Source organism: Arthrobacter sp. (assembly GCF_031988865.1).
Classification (GTDB): domain Bacteria; phylum Actinomycetota; class Actinomycetes; order Actinomycetales; family Micrococcaceae; genus Arthrobacter_B.
Window position 1 is genome coordinate 1 of the sequence record NZ_DALZXY010000076.1, and the last position, 17,566, is coordinate 17,566.

Annotated in this window: 15 protein-coding genes; 2 read left to right on the forward strand and 13 right to left on the reverse strand. The window is 65.0% G+C overall.

The features are described 5' to 3' along the window. Nucleotides 1-64: 64 nt before the first annotated feature. Together rlmN and RTN46_RS12990 are read right to left on the reverse strand one after the other, a co-directional pair. A complete protein-coding gene (rlmN, locus tag RTN46_RS12985; RefSeq protein WP_312181955.1) occupies nucleotides 65-1,291 on the reverse strand; it encodes a 23S rRNA (adenine(2503)-C(2))-methyltransferase RlmN in 1,227 nt (408 codons plus the stop codon). Nucleotides 1,292-1,428: 137 nt separating this feature from the next. Next, nucleotides 1,429-1,899 carry a nucleoside deaminase gene (locus RTN46_RS12990; RefSeq protein WP_312181957.1) on the reverse strand — a complete coding sequence of 157 codons (471 nt, stop codon included), beginning with the start codon at nucleotides 1,897-1,899 and terminating at the stop codon, nucleotides 1,429-1,431. A gap of 198 nt (nucleotides 1,900-2,097) precedes the next feature. Here RTN46_RS12990 and RTN46_RS12995 point away from each other — a divergent pair, with 198 nt between their 5' ends. After that, complete coding sequence (locus RTN46_RS12995; RefSeq protein ID WP_312181959.1) at nucleotides 2,098-3,171, forward strand: lactonase family protein; 1,074 nt, start codon at nucleotides 2,098-2,100, stop codon at nucleotides 3,169-3,171. Nucleotides 3,172-3,237: 66 nt separating this feature from the next. Here RTN46_RS12995 and RTN46_RS13000 read toward each other — a convergent pair whose 3' ends face one another. The 11 genes from RTN46_RS13000 to RTN46_RS13050 form a co-directional block, all read right to left on the reverse strand. Then, complete coding sequence (locus RTN46_RS13000; protein ID WP_312181961.1) at nucleotides 3,238-4,467, reverse strand: MFS transporter; 1,230 nt, start codon at nucleotides 4,465-4,467, stop codon at nucleotides 3,238-3,240. 191 nt (nucleotides 4,468-4,658) lie between these two features. Further along, a complete protein-coding gene (locus RTN46_RS13005; protein ID WP_312181963.1) occupies nucleotides 4,659-5,219 on the reverse strand; it encodes a hypothetical protein in 561 nt (186 codons plus the stop codon). 229 nt (nucleotides 5,220-5,448) lie between these two features. Then, on the reverse strand, nucleotides 5,449-5,994 hold the full coding sequence (locus RTN46_RS13010; RefSeq protein WP_312181965.1) for a YbhB/YbcL family Raf kinase inhibitor-like protein: 546 nt from the start codon (nucleotides 5,992-5,994) through the stop codon (nucleotides 5,449-5,451). 8 nt (nucleotides 5,995-6,002) lie between these two features. Further along, nucleotides 6,003-7,571: a GMC family oxidoreductase gene (locus RTN46_RS13015; RefSeq protein WP_312181967.1), complete on the reverse strand. Its 1,569-nt coding sequence runs from the start codon at nucleotides 7,569-7,571 to the stop codon at nucleotides 6,003-6,005. A 7-nt stretch (nucleotides 7,572-7,578) separates the two neighbouring features. After that, nucleotides 7,579-8,232, reverse strand: coding sequence for a hypothetical protein (locus tag RTN46_RS13020; RefSeq protein WP_312181969.1), 654 nt, complete (start codon nucleotides 8,230-8,232; stop codon nucleotides 7,579-7,581). Nucleotides 8,233-8,265: 33 nt separating this feature from the next. After that, on the reverse strand, nucleotides 8,266-9,918 hold the full coding sequence (gene groL / locus RTN46_RS13025; protein ID WP_312181971.1) for a chaperonin GroEL: 1,653 nt from the start codon (nucleotides 9,916-9,918) through the stop codon (nucleotides 8,266-8,268). Nucleotides 9,919-10,012: 94 nt separating this feature from the next. Beyond that, the gene (locus RTN46_RS13030; RefSeq protein ID WP_312181973.1) at nucleotides 10,013-11,038 is read right to left on the reverse strand and encodes an NAD(P)-dependent alcohol dehydrogenase; all 1,026 of its coding nucleotides are present in this window, start codon (nucleotides 11,036-11,038) and stop codon (nucleotides 10,013-10,015) included. Between the two features lie 199 nt (nucleotides 11,039-11,237). Continuing rightward, a complete protein-coding gene (mimD, locus tag RTN46_RS13035) occupies nucleotides 11,238-11,588 on the reverse strand; it encodes a propane 2-monooxygenase effector subunit MimD (RefSeq protein ID WP_312181975.1) in 351 nt (116 codons plus the stop codon). After that, nucleotides 11,588-12,706, reverse strand: a complete 1,119-nt coding sequence (locus RTN46_RS13040) for an aromatic/alkene monooxygenase hydroxylase subunit beta (RefSeq protein WP_312181977.1) — start codon at nucleotides 12,704-12,706, stop codon at nucleotides 11,588-11,590. Before RTN46_RS13040 ends, mimD begins: the two co-directional genes overlap by 1 nt. 18 nt (nucleotides 12,707-12,724) lie before the next feature. Continuing rightward, entirely contained in the window at nucleotides 12,725-13,774 is a 1,050-nt protein-coding gene (locus RTN46_RS13045) for a 2Fe-2S iron-sulfur cluster binding domain-containing protein (protein WP_312181979.1), read from the reverse strand. Between the two features lie 90 nt (nucleotides 13,775-13,864). Then, nucleotides 13,865-15,499 (reverse strand): hypothetical protein, encoded by a 1,635-nt coding sequence (locus RTN46_RS13050; protein WP_312181981.1) that lies wholly within the window; start codon nucleotides 15,497-15,499, stop codon nucleotides 13,865-13,867. A 355-nt stretch (nucleotides 15,500-15,854) separates the two neighbouring features. On the opposite strand from RTN46_RS13050, the gene RTN46_RS13055 reads away from it, so the two are divergent. Further along, on the forward strand, nucleotides 15,855-17,566 hold a 1,712-nt coding region (locus RTN46_RS13055), incomplete at its 3' end, for a helix-turn-helix domain-containing protein (RefSeq protein ID WP_312181983.1).

The window sequence follows — 17,566 nt, forward strand, 5'->3', positions numbered from 1 at the left end:
GAACCCGGCCTCCCGCCGTCGTTGTTATGGAATGGAGCGCTTGACCAGGCGGTGCGCCCGAACGTTAGTCCGCTGCTGCCAGCTGGCCGCAGGCGCCGTCGATTTCCTTGCCGCGGGTGTCGCGCACCGTGGTGGGGATTCCGGCATCAAGCAGGTGGTCGATGAACTCCTGAATAACCTCAGGCTCGGGCGAGGTCCAGATGGAGCCCGGAGTCGGGTTCAGCGGGATCGGGTTTACATGCACCCAGCCGCGGCCACGGGAGTTGAGCTTCTTGGCCAGCAGGTCAGCGCGCCACGCGTGGTCGTTCATGTCCTTGATCAGCGCGTACTCGATGGACACGCGGCGGCCGGTCACGCGGTAGTAGTTGTAGGCGGCGTCGAGCGCTTCGTCTACCTTCCAGCGGCTGTTGACCGGGATGAGCTCATCGCGCAGCTCATCATCCGGGGCATGCAGGCTCAGCGCGAAGGTGACCGGGATGTTCTCCTCTGCCAGCTTCTTGATCGCCGGCACCAGGCCCACGGTGGAGACGGTGATGTTCCGGGCACTCATCCCCAGCCCCTCGGGGGCTTCGGCGGCCATGCGGTGCACCGCGTTCATGACGCGCTTGTAGTTGGCCAGGGGTTCACCCATGCCCATAAAGACAATGTTGGTCACGCGCTCGGCGTCGTGCCCGCCGTCCCGGCGCTTGCCACCCAGGCCGCCTTCGGCGATGACCCGGTTCGCCTGGACAATCTGGTCCAGGATCTCCGCGGCGGACATGTTGCGGGTCAGGCCGGCCTGGCCGGTGGCGCAGAACGGGCAGTTCATGCCGCAGCCGCACTGGCTGGAGACACACAGGGTGATGCGGCCCGGGTAGCGCATGAGCACCGACTCGACGAGCGACCCGTCGAACAGGCGCCAGAGGAACTTGATGGTGTCGCCCTTGTCCGTGGTCAGCCGCTTCACCTCGGTCAGCAGGGTGGGGAACATCTCCTGCACGAGTTCCTCGCGGCGCTCCTTGGGCAGGTCGCTCATTTTTTCCGGGTCGGTCGTGTAGTGCTGGAAGTAGTGCACCGAGAGCTGCTTGGCACGGAAGCCCGGCAGCCCAAGTGCTTTGACCTTCTCCTGGCGTTCAGCCAGCGTCAGGTCGGCCAGATGGACCGGCGGCTGGGACACCCGCGGGGACTTGAACTGCAGCAGGGGCCGGCCATCGGGCTCCTTGGCCTGCTCCCAACCTTCGGTGGCGGGACGCACCTGCGGCTTGTCACCGGGTGCGCTCAGGGCAGCTGGGGAAATTTTGGGGGAAGTCATCTCCTCCATTTTGACATGTCTGGGCTAATCGTGTTTTTCCGTTCGAACCCCGTTGGTTTTCCGGCCGGGACGCCGGCTCCGATGCCCGTGCGGGCGTTGAAATCGGAGCGGCGGCCCGGCTTCGAAAGCCGTACGTCCTAGTAATCGGTCCGGTTGGCGGTGTCGTTCCACGCGTCGAACGGCGCGTTGCGTGTGTCCCCGGGGACCTGGACCACCGGCATGGAGCGCTCCTCGACCGGCGTGGCGAAGTAGTCGTAGAAGACGGCGTCGTCAAAGCCGGCCCTCGCGGCGTCGTGCCGGTCCGCGGCGAAGACCACCCGGTCCACGCGGGCCCACAGCGCCGAGGCCAGGCACATGGGGCAGGGTTCGCAGCTGGTGTAGAGCACGGCGCCGGTGAGGTCGAACGTTCCCAGGGCGGCGCAGGCGTTGCGGATCGCGGTGACTTCGGCGTGGGCTGTCGGGTCATTATTGGCGGTAACCCGGTTGACGCCGTCGAACGCCTGCCCATCCGCTGCAACGATCACGGCCCCGAACGGCCCCCCGTTGTCGGCAACATTGCTGGTGGCCAGTTCAATGGCCCGTTCCAGGTAAGCGGCATCTGTGGTCATGGGTACTTCCCCCTGTGATCCAGTCCCGGCGGCCTTTCCGCCAAGGAAAATGCCAGGTAGATAGCACCAATAGTGCCCGCCTTCGCAGTGACGAGACTAACACTTTTGCCGTTGCTCCGGGCCCCGCGGGCAGCATTACGGAGCAGCAGCGGCCCCTGGCCGGCGGACCTGTAATGTGCGAAGGATGGAGGGCGCTAAATGAACCAGGGGCTGCTGATCGGAACGTATACCGAGGCGTTGCCGCACGTCTTCGGAAAAGCGCCCGGAGTGCTTGAGGCGGCCTGGCAAACGGACCGGCATGCGAAGGCGGTCCTGGCGGCCGAGGCGGTCAACCCCTCGTGGCTGGCCGTGGACGCCAACGGCGGGTGGATGTACGCCGTGTGCGAGACGGATCGATTCAACGGGACGCAAACTGGCGGCGTGGTGTCCTTCCGGCAGGTCGCCCGTTTGGGCACCTGGACCAGGGCGGCCGAGTCCTCTTCCGGAGGCGCTGGCCCAGCCCACCTCGCCTTGGCGCCGAGCGGAAAGTGGGTCGTCGTCGCAAATTACGACGGCGGTTCCGTCGCCGTCCTGCCGCGGGGCGAAGCCGGCCTGGGGCAACCGGTCACAGTGGTTCCCCATTCCGGATCCGGCCCGAATGCGGAGCGGCAGGCCGGTCCGCACCCACACCAGATTGTGTTCGATCCGGTGTCGGGGCTTGTCCTGGTTCCCGACCTCGGGGCGGACGCCGTCGTGGTCTATGCCCTCGATGAGCGCACCGGCGGCCTGTCGGAGCGCGGTGACCTGAGGTACAAGACTGACCCCGGCGCCGGCCCCCGGCATCTTGCCTTCCACCCGTCCGGGGATCATCTCTTTCTTCTCAACGAGTTGTCCAACACTGTTGATGTGCTGGGCCGGAGCGGGGAAAAGTTCAACAGGGTCCACCAGGCAGCCACCCTCCCGCCGGACTTCGCCGGCCACAGCCAGGCCGCCGCGATCAAGGTGTCACCAAACGGGCGAACCGTTGTGGTGTCCAACCGCGGACACGACAGCCTGGCAATCTTCCGGTTTGACGACGACGGCAGTCCGCGCCTGAAGCCGGCAGGCTGGCAGTCCTCGCAAGGTTCGCAGCCACGCGACATCGAATTCTCCGCTGACGGCAGTGCGCTCTACGTGGCCAACCAAAACAGTGACTCGATCGCCGTCTTTCGCACCGGGGAGTCAGCGGCCGGCCTCATCCACGCCTACGACATTGCGGCACCCACCCCGGTTTGCATCGTTCCCTTCGGCTAGGGCACCGGCGAGGGTCCGGGCAGACGAGCCGGCGGCGTTCTAGGCGGGCGGGAGTTTCCCGCGGAGTTACCCGCCCACGTAACGGCGGCGTCCGGCCAGGAAGCCTGGCACAGCGGCAGCAGTCCCGATGAGCAGGAACATTACGGCGGCCGGGGCGAAGGACCCGGTGGCGGCGTGCAGGATGCCGACCAGCAGGGTCCCCGAGGAGCCCACACCGTAACCGACGCACTGCATCATGCCCGATACCCGGGCCGCGGTCCCGGCGTCGCGGGTGCGCAGCACGATCAGGGTCAGCGCGAGCGCGGTCAAGCTGCCCTGCCCGACGCCGAGCATCACCGCCCACAGCCACACCAGCTCCAGCGGACCGAAGATGGTCAGGGCGAAACCGGCACCGGTAAGCAGGGCAACCAGCGCGTTCAGCCAGCTTTGGCTGCGCAGCTTCGCGGCCAGCGGAGGAGCGAGGAAGGAGCCCAGGACCTGCACCACAATGGACCCGGCCACGACGTAACCCGCCGTCCCGCCGTCGATCCCCCGGTCCCGCAGGATCGGTGCGAGCCAGGCGAAGACGCTGAAGGACATCATGGCCTGCAGTGCCATAAAGCTGCTGATCTGCCAGGCCAGTGCAGAGCGCCAGACGGACGGACCGGCCTCAGCCTGCCGGTCCGTGCGGCCGGGGCGGCGGCGCAGGGCCAGCGGTGCAAAGAGCAGGACGACGGCGGCGGCTGGCAGGGCCCAGAATCCCAGGGCTATCCGCCAGGACCCGGTGGCCTCCAGCAACGGGTGCGTGAGCCCGGCGCCAAGGGCTGCGGCGGCGCAGATGGCACCGGTGTACAGACCGCTCATCAGGCCGACACGGTGCTGGAAATCGCGTTTGACGAGGGTGGGGAGCAGAACGTTCACGATGCCGATGCCCGCACCGGCAGCGATGGTTCCGGCGGCCATCGCGGTGAAGTCCCCCGCGCCGCGGACCAGGAGCCCGGCGGCGAGGAGGGCCATCGCCCCAAGGATGGTCCGTTCGATACCAAAACGACGAGCCAGTGGCGGAGCGGCCGGGGCGGCAAGGCCAAGCAGCAGCACCGGGCCTGTCGTCAGGACGGTCACCATGGCCGCCGGGATGCCAGTGGCCGCAGTGATCTCCGGAAGAACAGCGGAGAAACTGGAGAACACCGTGCGCAGGTTCAAGCCGATCAGCACAATGCAGACGGCCAGCAGCAGGCTGCCGGTCCGGCTGTTGATCTGGGCGGCAGGTACTTCCGGCGTGGCAGGCGCCTGCACACTGGCGGGAGTCTGGGTCATGGGAGCCGGCGTCCTTTCCCGGGACGTTGTCCCGCGTGCTTCGGGACCACGGTACGGGCCGCCGGGCACGGTGGACAAACGGCAGGTTCACAACCGGCCGGCGGTTCGAGCCCTTGACCCGGGAAACAGCTGTCCAAGGCCGAGCAGGGCGGAGGCACTCCCCGGCCAGGGAAACGATGCCGGGGATGTATTCAGGATCCTGTACCGACCCTGACGGGCACATCTGGGAGGTCATGTGAATGGGCCCCTCGACCGGCGCGCAGTAGCGCCGTCAGGGTGTCTGCCGGGGATGCTGTCTGCAGACCGCCTGCCTGGGCGACGTCCGAAGCCGGCACACCGGCGGAAATAAGGCTAAGCCTCGGAAAATCGGCAACGAGCACCGGCAGGGTCCAGCGCCAGCCTTCGGTCACCAGGACCATATGGGCCCTCGTCTGCGGCTCCAGATCCAGCAGCTGCGACATCAAGGTAGTCAGCGACCAGGTTTCGTCCGGGCGGTAGTCAACAACAGCCAGCAGCTCCGGTCCCAAGGCATGGCTTTTGGCACCCGGTCCGGCCTCCGGCTGTCCTTCGGGCAGGGACCTCAGCCACTGGCGGGCCGAAAATGTGTCGCCGAAGGCTCGGGGCGGAGGGAACGCAGGAAGCGTGGCCACCGCACCGGTGAGCGCCGTGTGCAGAAGGCGCCGGGCGTCCTCCCCCACGCTGATGCAGGTTACGCGGGACCGATCGAATCCAGCCGAAAGCTGTTCAGGCATTGTGCCTCCTCTGACTCCATGGGGGTATCTGCTGCCGCGTGGACAAGCCGGCGCACCGGCACCAGGACGGCGCCGGCGGAAGTGATGGTGTGGATGGCCGGCGCGGGATGCCTGCCCGCCGCGCGGCGGGAGTTCGGCTGCCGCGACGCAGCCGAACTCCCGATAGCGGTGGGGACCGGCCCCTGGGACCGGCACTCATAGCGCACCCATCGGGCGCCTCCCTGACGGCCTACTGCTCGAAGGTCGCGGTCAGCACTCCCCTGCCCAGCGTGTGGCTGTACAAGTTGAACGTGAGGAACGCCGGCGTGGCACCCTCCGGCAATCCGAGGGATTCCACGTCCACCGCATGCACCGCCACGTAGTACGTGTGCAGGCCGTTGCCGGGAGGCGGGGCGGCACCCAGGTACTGCTTGAGGGAAAGGTCATTGGCGAGCTGCCAGGCCCCTTCCGGGAGGCCGCTGCCTCCCGGGGAACCGGCCCCGGACTTGAGCTCGGTCACCCCCGCGGGGATATCCGCCACCGCCCAGTGCCAGAATCCGGAACCGGTGGGCGCCTTGGGGTCATAGACCGTGACGACGTAGCTTTTGGTTCCCTCCGGGGCACCGCTCCAGGACAGATGCGGTGAAACATCTTCACCACCGGCACCAAGGATGCCGCTGCGCTGCGGAACCGCCCATACCCCGCCGTCCGCTACATCCTCAGACGTGACGGTAAAGGCCCGCACATCGGGAAGATCAGCATAAGGATCGCGTGGTTCAGTCATTGTTGCTGCCATGATTGCTCCTAAATCAGTTGCTGGTGCATTTGGTCAATGATGTATTCCGCCTGCCGCGTCGCCAGGGCGACGATGGTCAGGGTGGGATTGGCCGCCGCGCCGGTGGTGAACACGGAGCCGTCCGAGACAAAGAGGTTGCTGATCTCGTGTGACTGCCCGAAGGCGTTGACCACTCCGTCCTCCGGGCGTGAGCTCATCCGCGCCGTTCCCAGATTGTGGGTCGAGGGATATGGCGGGGTGTGCGTGGTGTCATCCGAGCCCACGGCGGAGTACAGCAGGTCCGCCTGCCTGTAGGCGTGCTCCCGCATTGCCACATCGTTGGGATGGTCGTCGAAGTGCACGTTGGGTACCGGCAGTCCGTGCGCGTCCGTGACCGTGCTGTTCAGCGTGATCCGGTTGGTCTCCTGCGGCATGTCCTCGCCAACGATCCACATCCCGGCCGTGTTGGCGTATTCCTCCATTGCGTGGGCAAAACCTGGCCCCCACTTGCCGGGGTCGAGGAAGCTGGCCAGGAACGCCGGGCCCAGGGACAGGGTCTCCATGTAGTAGCCGCCGGCGAATCCGCGTTCCGGATCGTGCCGGGACTCATCTGCGATGATCCCCGCCATGGTCTCTCCCCGGTACATGCGCACCGGCTCGTTGAACCGCGCGTAGACGGATCCCGTGGTGTGCCGCATGTAGTTACGGCCCACCTGCCCGGAGTAGTTGCCCAGTCCGTCCGGATGCCGGGCGTCCGCGGACATCAGCAGCAGGCGCGGGGTTTCGATGGCGTTACCGGCCACGCAGACGGCCCGGGCGAGCTGGCGCTGGGGTTTGCCCGCAGCATCGATGTAGATGACGCCGTCCACCTTGCCCGAGGAATCCACCGTGACCTGGACGGCCTGCGAGTTCGGCCGCAGGTCCAGCTTCCCGGTTTTCTGGGCCTTGGGGATTTCGCTCACCAGGGTGGACCATTTGGACTTGTTTTTGTCCCCCTGGAAATTGAAGCCGTCCTGGATACTCGCCGGCCGGCCGTCATAGGGCTCGGCGTTGGTGGCGTAGGGACCGGTGGCATAGTGCCGGTACCCCACGCGTTCGGCGCCGTTGGCGAAAACCTTGTAGTTGTTGTTCGCCGGAAGGGCCGGACGGCCGTGCCGGTGTGTGCTGCCCATTTTCCGCTCCGCGGCGTCGTAATAGGGTGCCAGCTCTTCGAGGGTGATGGGCCAGTCCTCCAGGTTGGCTCCCTCCACCCGCCCGTAGGTCGAGCGGGTCCTGAACTCGTGCGCCTTGAACCGCGGCGTGGCCCCGGACCAGTGCGTCGTGGATCCGCCCACGGCCTTGACGATCCAGGCGGGCAGGTTCGGGAAGTCCCTGGCCACCCGCCAGCTGCCGCTGGTGGTCCGGGGATCCAGCCAGGCCATCTGGTTGAACGCTTCCCACTCGTTATTGACGTAGTCCTCGTTGAGGATGTTGCCGCCTGCTTCCAGCGCCACCACCGGAACGCCGGCTTTGGTCAGTTCGTACAGAACCGTTCCGCCACCGGCTCCGGTGCCGATGACCACAACGGCGGAATCATCATTGAATTCAATCTTTGCCATGGTTCCCTCACGCTTCCTGCCGGGCATTGCCCGAACTCGGTCCAACGCCTGACAGCTCGTCCGGGCCCGCCGCTGCGGCCGCCTGTACTACGCTTTCGTCCGCTTTCCGGCCGGCCGATGCGGTGCGGGCCTTACCGTTCGTGGCGTCGGGCTGCGTCTTGGCAGCCAGCGGATACGGCAGGGCCCCGCGTTCGGGAAGCGGTTCCTCCGCCTCCTCGACGCGTGGGTCGGGCAGCCAATCCAGGTCGTTGAACCCCCGGTTGATGTAGCCGCCATGTTCAAAGGACGAACCTTCGTAGCCCAGCGCCTCCCAGACTTCGGGATCGTCGTAGAGGTTCAGGACGGTCGTCCGCCGGATGAACCCGAAGAACACGGTTTCCTCTATGCTGCGCAGGATTTTCAGTGCTTCATCATCCGAGAGTTCGGTGAAGCGCCGGCCGTCCGCGGCCGCGCTGATGGTCGCCAGCCCCTGGGTCAGCTCGATGCGGAACCAGGTGGACCCGGACGCCTCGTCAGCGATTTTCTTGGCAGTGCGTTCGTACGGTCCGTCCGGGAACCCGGGATGCGGGAAGGCCACCCGGACAATGCGGACCAGGGTGCGCATGGCGTCCGGGGACAGTTTTGTCGCGTTCAGGGATGGGTATTTTGCGGGGAGTTTCATCGGATCTCCTTCGATCTAATGAGTCGGCAGGGGCTAGTAGATGTTGCTCGGACGGACCATGCCTTCGGCCAGGTCTCCGAATCCCGGGGCGAGGATCTCTCCCGGATGGTTCAGGACCTCCTCCACCACGAGGGTTTCGGTGGTCAGCAGCAGTGCGGCGATCGAGGCTGCGCTCTGCAGTGCCGATCGGGTGACCTTGAGCGGATCAATCACACCGGCAGCGAACATGTCCACGTACTCGCCGGTCATCGCATTAAAACCGGTGCCGATCTCCGCTTCCCGGACGGTCTTGACTGCCTCGTCGCCGTCGTACCCGGCGTTGATGGCGATCCAGCGCAGCGGCTCCTCCAGGGCACTGTGCACAATGTCCCGGCCAATCACGGCATCTCCGCTGCCCAGGTCCAGCCCGGCAAGCACATGCTGGGCCTGGACCAGGGCGGCCCCGCCCCCGGCGACGATGCCTTCCTCAACCGCGGCCCGGGTAGCCGAGAGGGAATCCTCCACCCGGTGCTGCTTCTCCCTGAGCTCGACATCGGTCGCGGCGCCAACGCGGATAACGGCCACGCTGCCGGACAGCCGGGCGATCCGCAGCTGGAGGTTGTCCTTGTCATGATCGTTTTCCGCCCGCTCCAGTTCACGTTCGATCTGCTGGATCCGTGCGGCAACGGTGGATTCCTCGCCGGCGCCGCCGACGATCGTGGTGGAATGCTCGGTCACGGTGATTTTCCGGGCCCGGCCCAGGTGCTCGACCCGGACACTTTCGAGTTTGATCCCGGAATCGGTGCTGACCACCGAACCGCCCATGATGGCCGCGAGATCCTCCAGTTCCGCCACCCGCCGGTGGCCGAAACCGGGTGCCCGCACCACCGTGGAGCGGAAGGTGTCGTGGACGTTGTTGGTGACCAGCATGCTCAGCGCGGGGCCGTCCATGTTTTCGCAGAGAATCAGCAGCGGCTTGTTGGAGCGCTGGACCTGTTCCAGGACCGGCATCAGGGTCTGCACGGTGGTGATCTTCTGGTTTGTAAGCAGGACGTAGGCGTCTTCGAGCACCGCCTCCATCCGGTCCTTATCCGTGACGAAGTACGGAGAGATGTAGCCGTGGTCAAACTCGACTCCGTCGACGAAACTCAGCCCGAGGCCGAACTGCGGCCATTCCTCCACAGTCACGACGCCGGAAATCCCGACCTGGTTCATCGCACTGGCCAGCACGTTGCCGATTTCCGGATCATTGTTCGCGGAAATGGTGGCTACCTGCCGGAGATCCTCTTCTCCGGAAACCTTCCGGCTGCGCTGGCTGAGCACTTCGAGAATGGCTGCCACCGAGGATTCGATGCCGCGCTTGATCTGCATGGGATTGGCACCGTCATTGACTGCGGCCAGACCCTCCCGGACCATCGCCTGGGCCAGCACCGTGGCCGTGGTGGTGCCGTCGCCGGCCACCCCGTTGGTCTTGGTGGCAACTTCCTTGACCAGCTGCGCACCCATGTTGGAGAACGGGTTGCGCAGCTGGATTTCCTTGGCGATGGTCACGCCGTCGTTGGTGATTGTGGGTGGTCCGGTCAGTTTTTCCAGCATCGCGTTGCGGCCCTTGGGCCCCAGTGTCACCTTGACCGCGTCGGCGAGCGCGTTAACGCCCTCCTCCAGCAGCCTTCGGGCGTCAGCGTTGAATTTCAGATCTTTTGCCATGAGGCACGCACCTTCTGTTGTTCGATTGCTTCGTTGGATCGTTCAAGCGGTTGGCGGTTAATGGTCGGTAGAGATGGAACGGGAAACGGTGAAGCTAGGGAATGAGGATGGCCCGTCCCCGGACCCTCCCCTGTTCCAGGTCAACGAGCGCAGTGGAGAATTCGCTCAGCGGGTAGGTGGTGGTGTGCAGGGTGACCTTTCCCTGCGCAGCCAGCGCCATCAGCTCCACGAGGTCGTTGTAGGTGCCGACCAGGTTTCCGATGAAGTTGATTTCGGTGGAGATGACGTCGATCGTGGGCACTTCCAGCCGGCCTCCGTAGCCGATCACGAAGTAGCTGCCGGCCCGCCGCAGCATGGCGATGCCGTCCTCAATGGCACCGCCTTCGCCTACGAAGTCGAGCACCACCTCGGCTCCGTTGCCCCCGGTCAGGGCCAGGACGGCGTCGACCTGCCCGCCCTCGGCCAGCACTATGTGGTGGGCACCGAGGTCCTTGGCCAGTTCCAGTGCCTCCGGCGACCGGTCCACCACGATCATTTCCGCCGCGGACAGCGCCAACAGGACCTGGATTCCGATGTGCCCGAGGCCGCCGGCGCCGATGATGACCGCGTGCTGTCCGGGCCGGAGGATCCGGGCGGCCTTGGCCACCGCGTGGTATGCCGTCAGGCCGGCGTCCGCAAGGGCAGCGACGTCGGCCGGTGCCAGGGACTTGTCCAGCTTGACCACTGAGCGGGCCGTGGTTTTCAGGTACTCGGCGTAGCCCCCGTTGGTGTCAATGCCCGGGAACTTGGATTCGGTGCAGTGCACGTCGTCTCCGGCGCGGCAGGCGGCGCAGAGGCCGCAGGTCGCCAGCGGGTGCAGGATCACCGGGTCTCCCGGAGCAATGTTCGTGACCGCGCTGCCCACGGCCTCGACCCAGCCGGCGTTCTCGTGGCCGATCGTGTACGGGAGCTCGACACCGGATTTCTGCTCCCACTGGCCTTCGATGATGTGCAGGTCTGTCCGGCAGACCCCAGCGCCTCCAACCCGCACAATCACGTCCATGGGCCCGTCGATGACCGGATCGGGCACTTCCACGAGCTCGGGCTTGGCGTTATAGGCCCCCAGCTGAACGGCTTTCATTCATTGCTCCTTCGGTGAGGGCCTTCGGCGGCCCATGCGGTTTCGGTGCGGACCCCCGGCCGGACCCCGACGGGTCCGGCCGGCTCCGGTGCCGCGACATCGGCGCGGACATCCCGCCAGCCCCTGGCTTCGAGTTCCGGTACATGGGCCTGAAGGCAGCCGCTGCACGACTGCCCGCAGGCCCGCTGCGGTTCGGTTGTCATTGCTGGACCGGCTGCAGATCGAAGCCGATGTACTCGGCGGCCTCCTCCGGATTGGCGAAGAGCATGGTGCGATCGTCGAAATGGACCATCCGCCCATAGTGCGTGGACATGATTTCCTCGAAGTCGGTCTGGTCGAACTCGGTGCCCAGTTCGGCCCCGATCTCCGCGAAATCGAAGGTCAGCGTTTCGGTGCTGTCCACCCGGATCATGGAGGGGAACTCCACGAGCTTCACTCCCGGTTTGCGGCCCATCACCTCTGCGACGACGTAGCCGTTCTGGTTGTTCATCAGCGTGACACCGCACATGTTCGAGGACCCGGCAACGGACCCGAATACCATTTCACTCATCAGTTCAGCTCCTTCGGCACATCGATTTCGAGATCTTTCAACAGCAGGCTCCGCAGTCCGTCCTTGGCTGCTTCGAAGGACTCGGCAAACGGCATCACCCGTTCCAGCGGCTGGGACCAGATGGGCTGGAGGTCCTGGGCCGCCTTGATGCTCCGGGGCACCCAGATGGACAGCCATTCCGAGAGCTTCGCTTTGTTGGCGCTTCCGTGCTCTTCGTCCCGCACCAGCATGGTGAACAACGCCCGCGTGTAGGACAGGTCGCGGCTGTAGTCGTTTTCGCCGGAGCCGACCAGGCTGGGAGTGACGTAGTCGCCGTTGCGGGCGGCGATCTGCATGACCAGCTGGCTGCGGAACAGGACGCCCACCAGCTGCTCGTACACGACGTTCGTGGCGAAGACGGCCTCGGCCCAGTCCCCGGCGGCGGTGAGGAGTTCAACGTTCTCCCGCACGCCCTGCCAGACCGGGTCCGATTGCCACACCTCGCGGTGGATATCGCCGTTGAAACCGTCGACCACTTCGCTGAGGTCCAGGTTGTACAGCGCCAGGTCCTGCGCAAAGCGGAGCTTGTGGGCAGCGTTTACGGCCACGGCGGTGTTGATCATGTTGGTGGGTCCGGAGCGCTGGACGGCGGTGAACACATGCAGGCCAAGGCCATGCTCGGCGTGCATCCAGGCACCAAGGTTGCGTTCCACGAACTTGGTCCAGGTCGGTGTCCAGCTGTCATAGGCCTTGGCCAGCTGCGCGTTTGCCAGGTTTTGCTGGACCTGGCGGACGACGTTCGCGTTGTTGCGGAAGATCGTCTGTTCCCATTCGCCGTTCGGGTCGCGGAACTGGTGCCAGTCGCTGGATTTCAGGGCGGTCCATTCCTTGGGGTAGCCGCCCGGGCCGTCCCGGAAGCCGTAGATCCAACCTTGGAAGAGGTGGCGTTCCGGATCCGGCTGGACGTCCAGGGTGACGTCCTCGTACATGGTGGCCCGGAGCTTTTCCGGCGTGAAATAGCTGTACGAGCGGCTGGTGGAGCTGGGAAACTCCAACGCCCCGGCCTCGGCGTCGGTGAACTCCGGCTTCGGGAAGCTCCGCTCCGGATTCTCCGGTTTGGCCGTTGTAGGTGTGCTCATTATGAATTCTCGCTTTCTTCACTCTTGCGGAATCGTGGTCGTGAACTTGTCGAAGAAAATCCGCTCTCGCGGGACACCGACGCCGTCCAGGAGATTCATCGCGGCATCGACCATCGGCGGGGGTCCGCACAGGTACAGGTCGCTGCCGGACAGATCCGTTTCACGGCGCTCGAGGACGTCGGTCACGAAACCGAAGTCGCCCTCCACCCCCAGTGACGCCCAGTCCGCGGTGTCGCTGTGGGACAGGCACGGAATAAACGCGAAATCAGCAAGCTGCCTGCCAAGCTCGATGATCTCGGAAACATAAAACAGGTCTTCAGCGGTGCGGGCACCGTAGTAGAAGTGCACCGGCCGGATGTTCTGCGTTTCCGCCAGGTGGCGCAGCAGGGAGAGGATCGGAGCCATGCCGGCTCCGCCGCCCACGCAGACAATTGGCCGGTCCGAGTTCGCCCGGATCGTGAACGAGCCATAAGGCCCGCTCAGATCCAGCTTGTCGCCGACCTTGAGCTCGGACTCGAGCAGGCCGGAGAACTTGCCGCCGGGATAGCACTTGATGAGGAACTCGAGCTCCTGGACCTCGCCCGGTGTGGTTGCCATCGAGAAGGAGCGGTGTTCCATGGTTCCGGGGATGGTGAGGTCTGCGTACTGCCCGGGCTTGAACCGGAACTGCGCCGAGTCGGCCGGCAGCAGTTTCAGCGACACAATGTCCCCGGTTAGCCCGGTGATGGCGGTGACCGTGGTCGTCAGGTTCTGGAGCGGAACGGCATTGCGCAGTTCGTCCGGATCAAAATTGATGAGTTCAATTTCGCAGTCGCTGTAAACATGCGTCTTGCACAGCAGGACGTAGCCCTCTTCGCTCTCCGACTCAGCGAGGGCGAAGGTGGAGTACCGGTCCATCTGGACATCGCCGTCAATGAGGAATGACTTGCAGGCCGAACACTGTCCTTCCCGGCAGCCGTGCATCAGGGAAACTCCCTGCCTGAACGCGGCGTCCAGTACGGTCTCGTCCTCCTCGACGTTGATCTCGAGGTCGACCGGATCGAAGCGGACTTTGTGGTTGTTGCCCATTTTTCCTCCTTGCGATGAGACTTGGTGGCCCGGAAGCGGCGCCAGGCGCGTGCAGAAGCGCCGCCTCCGGGTGTTCAAAGGGGTCCGCCGCTACCCCGTAGTGGCGAAGCGGCCGCCCGGGCCCCCTGCCTTGTAGGCGGCAATATGTTCCTCGCGCTCGGTGTCTGACATTTCGTTCAGAGTCACGTTGGGGCTCGGGAACGGAATGCCCTTGAAATCGTCGAGGGTCCACAGCTTCTTGGGATCGTCGAGGTCCAGGTGCGGCTGCGCGATGAGGGTCTTGCCGTCGTCGCGCACGTAGCCCAGTTTCTTGATGATGTGGGAAACCTCTTCGTTGTGGTTGAGGGTTTCCCACTCCCGGTCGCCGGTGAGGCGCCCCATGTTCGGCGTAGGCCGGCCCTCATATTCGGGCCGGAACGCCTTGATGTCGGTCCAGGCGCAGGTCTCGGAGCAGTAGGTCCGCCACTGGCCGTCGACCTTCTCCGTGACCATGTCCTCGCGGATCAGGCACGGAACCATGCAGGTCCAGCACCGGTGCGGGTACTGGTAATCGACGTCCTCGAAGGCGATGGCCTTGTTCCGGCCCGGGTAGCGCAGCCGGTTGTAGTTCTCCCACCACTTCCCGTACTTGTTGTACCAACCGGGGTATTTCTCCTCGAACCACTCGAAGTCCTGATCCGTCATGGGATCAATCCGCCAGTAGTTCACCGGCCAGCCCGTGGCGAAGAACTGCGCCACTTCGTGGACGTAGCCCTTGTTCACGATCCGGTTCCAGGCTTCTTCGACCAGGTCATGCGGGATTTTCAGCCCGTACTTTTCCAGCGGAAGGAGGTAGCTGCGGTAATAGTCGTCGTAGATCCAGCGCTGCCACATCTCGGCGTAGCTGTCCCGGTCCTTCCGGCGGTCCTTGGTGCCGTATTCGATGAACGTGCCGATTGCGGCGTCCACCACACAGTGGTTGTTCCACCAGGCGTACCGCAGGTCCCGTTCGAGCAGCACCCGGTTGTCTTCGTCTGCCAGCGCCATCAGCAGGATCGAATAGCCGTTGGAGATATGCCGTGATTCGTCCGACTGGACCGAGTGGAAAACCGTTGGCAGGAGATAATCCCCGTTGGCGGCTGCCTCGGCGGGCATGGCCACGAACAGCGTGTTGGTGAACGCCGTTTCAGCCACCACAGTCAGGTAGATATTCGCGGCGGTAATTGCGTCACCGGTGATAAAACCCTCACCGAACTGGCGGCCGATAGTGCCGGCGTAGTTATTGGCGAAGGCCTTCTCGCTGATATCGAATCCGGCCGGATCGATGTAGTGGTTCATGTACAGCTTTTTCAGGTTCATCTGGATCGTGGAGTGCCGCACTTCATCGATCATCTGAACGGCCAGGCCATTGTGCAGGTCCGGATTCGGAACCGCGTCGATGGCCATGGGCATGGCCCGGGCCGCGGAGATCTCCGGGAACGGGATGATGGAGAGGAACAGCTTCTGCCATTCCATCCAGCGCTCCTGGACCTGGCGGAACATGTTGCCGCGGATGGCGCCGTCCATGGCACCGTAAACGCGGTTGTCTTTCTCCTCTTCCATGGGGAAGTAGGAGCGGAGAATCTGCTTCAGCGGATCCTTTTTTGGGGACTTCTCAAAGTTGTAGTCGGTGCCAAACCGGGTTGCCGGCGTCGCGAAGGTCGGTTCCCACGACAACTCGCTGATCTTCTTGTGAGCCTTGCTCAAGCTTTGCCTGCTCAACGCAGCCTCCTTAATTAGGGCTTCGGCACCCGTGGAGACGTCATAGACCCACGAGTGAGAGGCGGTTCGCATATCTGGCAGCGGCCGATTGTCCTTCGGGTACCGGCCTGACCGCCTCCGTGGTCTAATAAGACCCGACATCACCTGTGACGAACGTCTCAATTTGAGATGGGCGCCGGTGCACGGCATCGGTAAGCTGCGGGTACGACGACGACGTCGAGCGTGCCCTCAGACCACTCTGTTCAACGGTGGTCCGGTGCGCAGGCTTCGATAGTGAAGGTGGTGGATCGACGTGGGATCTGGGCCAGCGGCTTCGAGCGAGCGCCTTCTCCACAAGGCAATGGACCGTCTCCTGGCTGCCCAGTCACTGGATGCGGCGGCCCTGCGGGAACCGATCCGCCAGTCCTGGCTCCGGTCCCGGGCCCTGACGGTCCATCCGGATACGGCAGAGTCGCAGTTCATCCGCGAACCGAACGTCGAGGCGACCCTGGTCCGCGCTGCCTCCCCGATCCTTGAGCAGCTCGCTGCGTCGCTGGCCTCCGAACCCGTGGCGGTGGTCCTCACCTCCGCCGATGGGGTGATCACCCAGCGGATCACTTCCGACCGCCAGATCATCCGGGCCATGGACAAGGTCCGCCTGGCCCAGGGGTACAGCTATTCGGAGCAGTTCGTTGGCACCAACGGGATTGGGACTGCCCTGGAAATGCGGATGCCGGCGCTGGTACTGGGCCGCGAACACTACGCCGAGGACCTGACGGCCCTCTCCTGCGCCGGCGTGCCAATACTTCATCCGGTGTCCGGCAAGCTGCTGGGCGTGCTGGACCTGACCACCTGGGCCGCCAACGGGGGCAGCCTGCTAATGGCCCTGGCCAAGGCGGCCGGCCAGCAAATCCAGGACCGGATCCTCAGCCTGGCGCAGGAAGCGGAAACCGCGCCCTTTAACGGCTTTCTCCGGGCGGCCCGCCGGACCACCCAGGCAGTTCTGGCCATTGGCGGCGACCAGGTGCTCATGAACCGGAAACTGCGTTCCTCACTGGACGGTCAGGACCTGGTCTCGCTGACGGACTATGCCGCTGATTCCGCTGGCCGCGCCGGCGGCACCTCGATCGTCCCGCTGCCCAGCGGCCGCCGCGTCCGGCTCACCACGCTGCCCACGGATGCTGTTGCTGACGAGGGCACCGTGTTTACTGTCCAGTTCATGGATCAGCTCCGCATAACGGTCCCGACAGAGAGCGCCAGCCGCCAGAACCTGCCAGGCCTTGTGGGCCAGAGCCCCTCCTGGCGGCGCAGCCAGCAGGAAGTGGAGCGCTGCTACCGGGACGGCGGATGGTTCCTGGTGACGGGAGAGTCAGGGACCGGGCGGACGGCCCTGCTGCGGTCTGCATCTGTGCAGTACAACACTTCGGCCCAGTTGCAGGTGCTCGATCCCACGGGGTCCGGTTCCGCGGAGGAGTACCTGAATGCCTTCGCGGCCGCCTTGGAGGAGGAGAATTTCGAGCTGCTGGTGCCGAACCTCAACACCCTGCCGCCCGAACTCCTGGAACCGCTCTCCAGCCTGCTGCAATCCGTTGAGGGCACCGGCCGGCTGATGGCAACCGTGGACAACACCCGCGACGATCCCCGTTTTAACTCCACGATCCTGCCCTTCTTTAAGCACACAGTGGGGGTGTCCCCGCTGCGGCACCGGATCGAGGACCTTGTGCAGCTGGTGCCGCACCTGCTGAACAAGGCCAGCGGTGCCAGGGTCTCGCTCTCACCGGAGGCCATGGCACACCTGTCCAAGTTCAACTGGCCGGGAAACGTTGCCCAACTGCGGACAGTCCTTGGCGAAGTGATGCTGCGGCAGCGCTCCGGCGTTGCCGGCCTGGAACAGCTGCCAGCGGAGGTGCGGGCCCTCAGCCGCTACCGCCTGACACAGCTCGAGGCCCTCCAACGGGATGCAATCGTGCATGCGCTGGAGGACAACGACGGCGATATGGCCAGGGCGGCCGCAGCGCTCGGCATCTCACGGGCGACGATCTACCGCCGCAAACGGGCCTACGGGATCCGGTA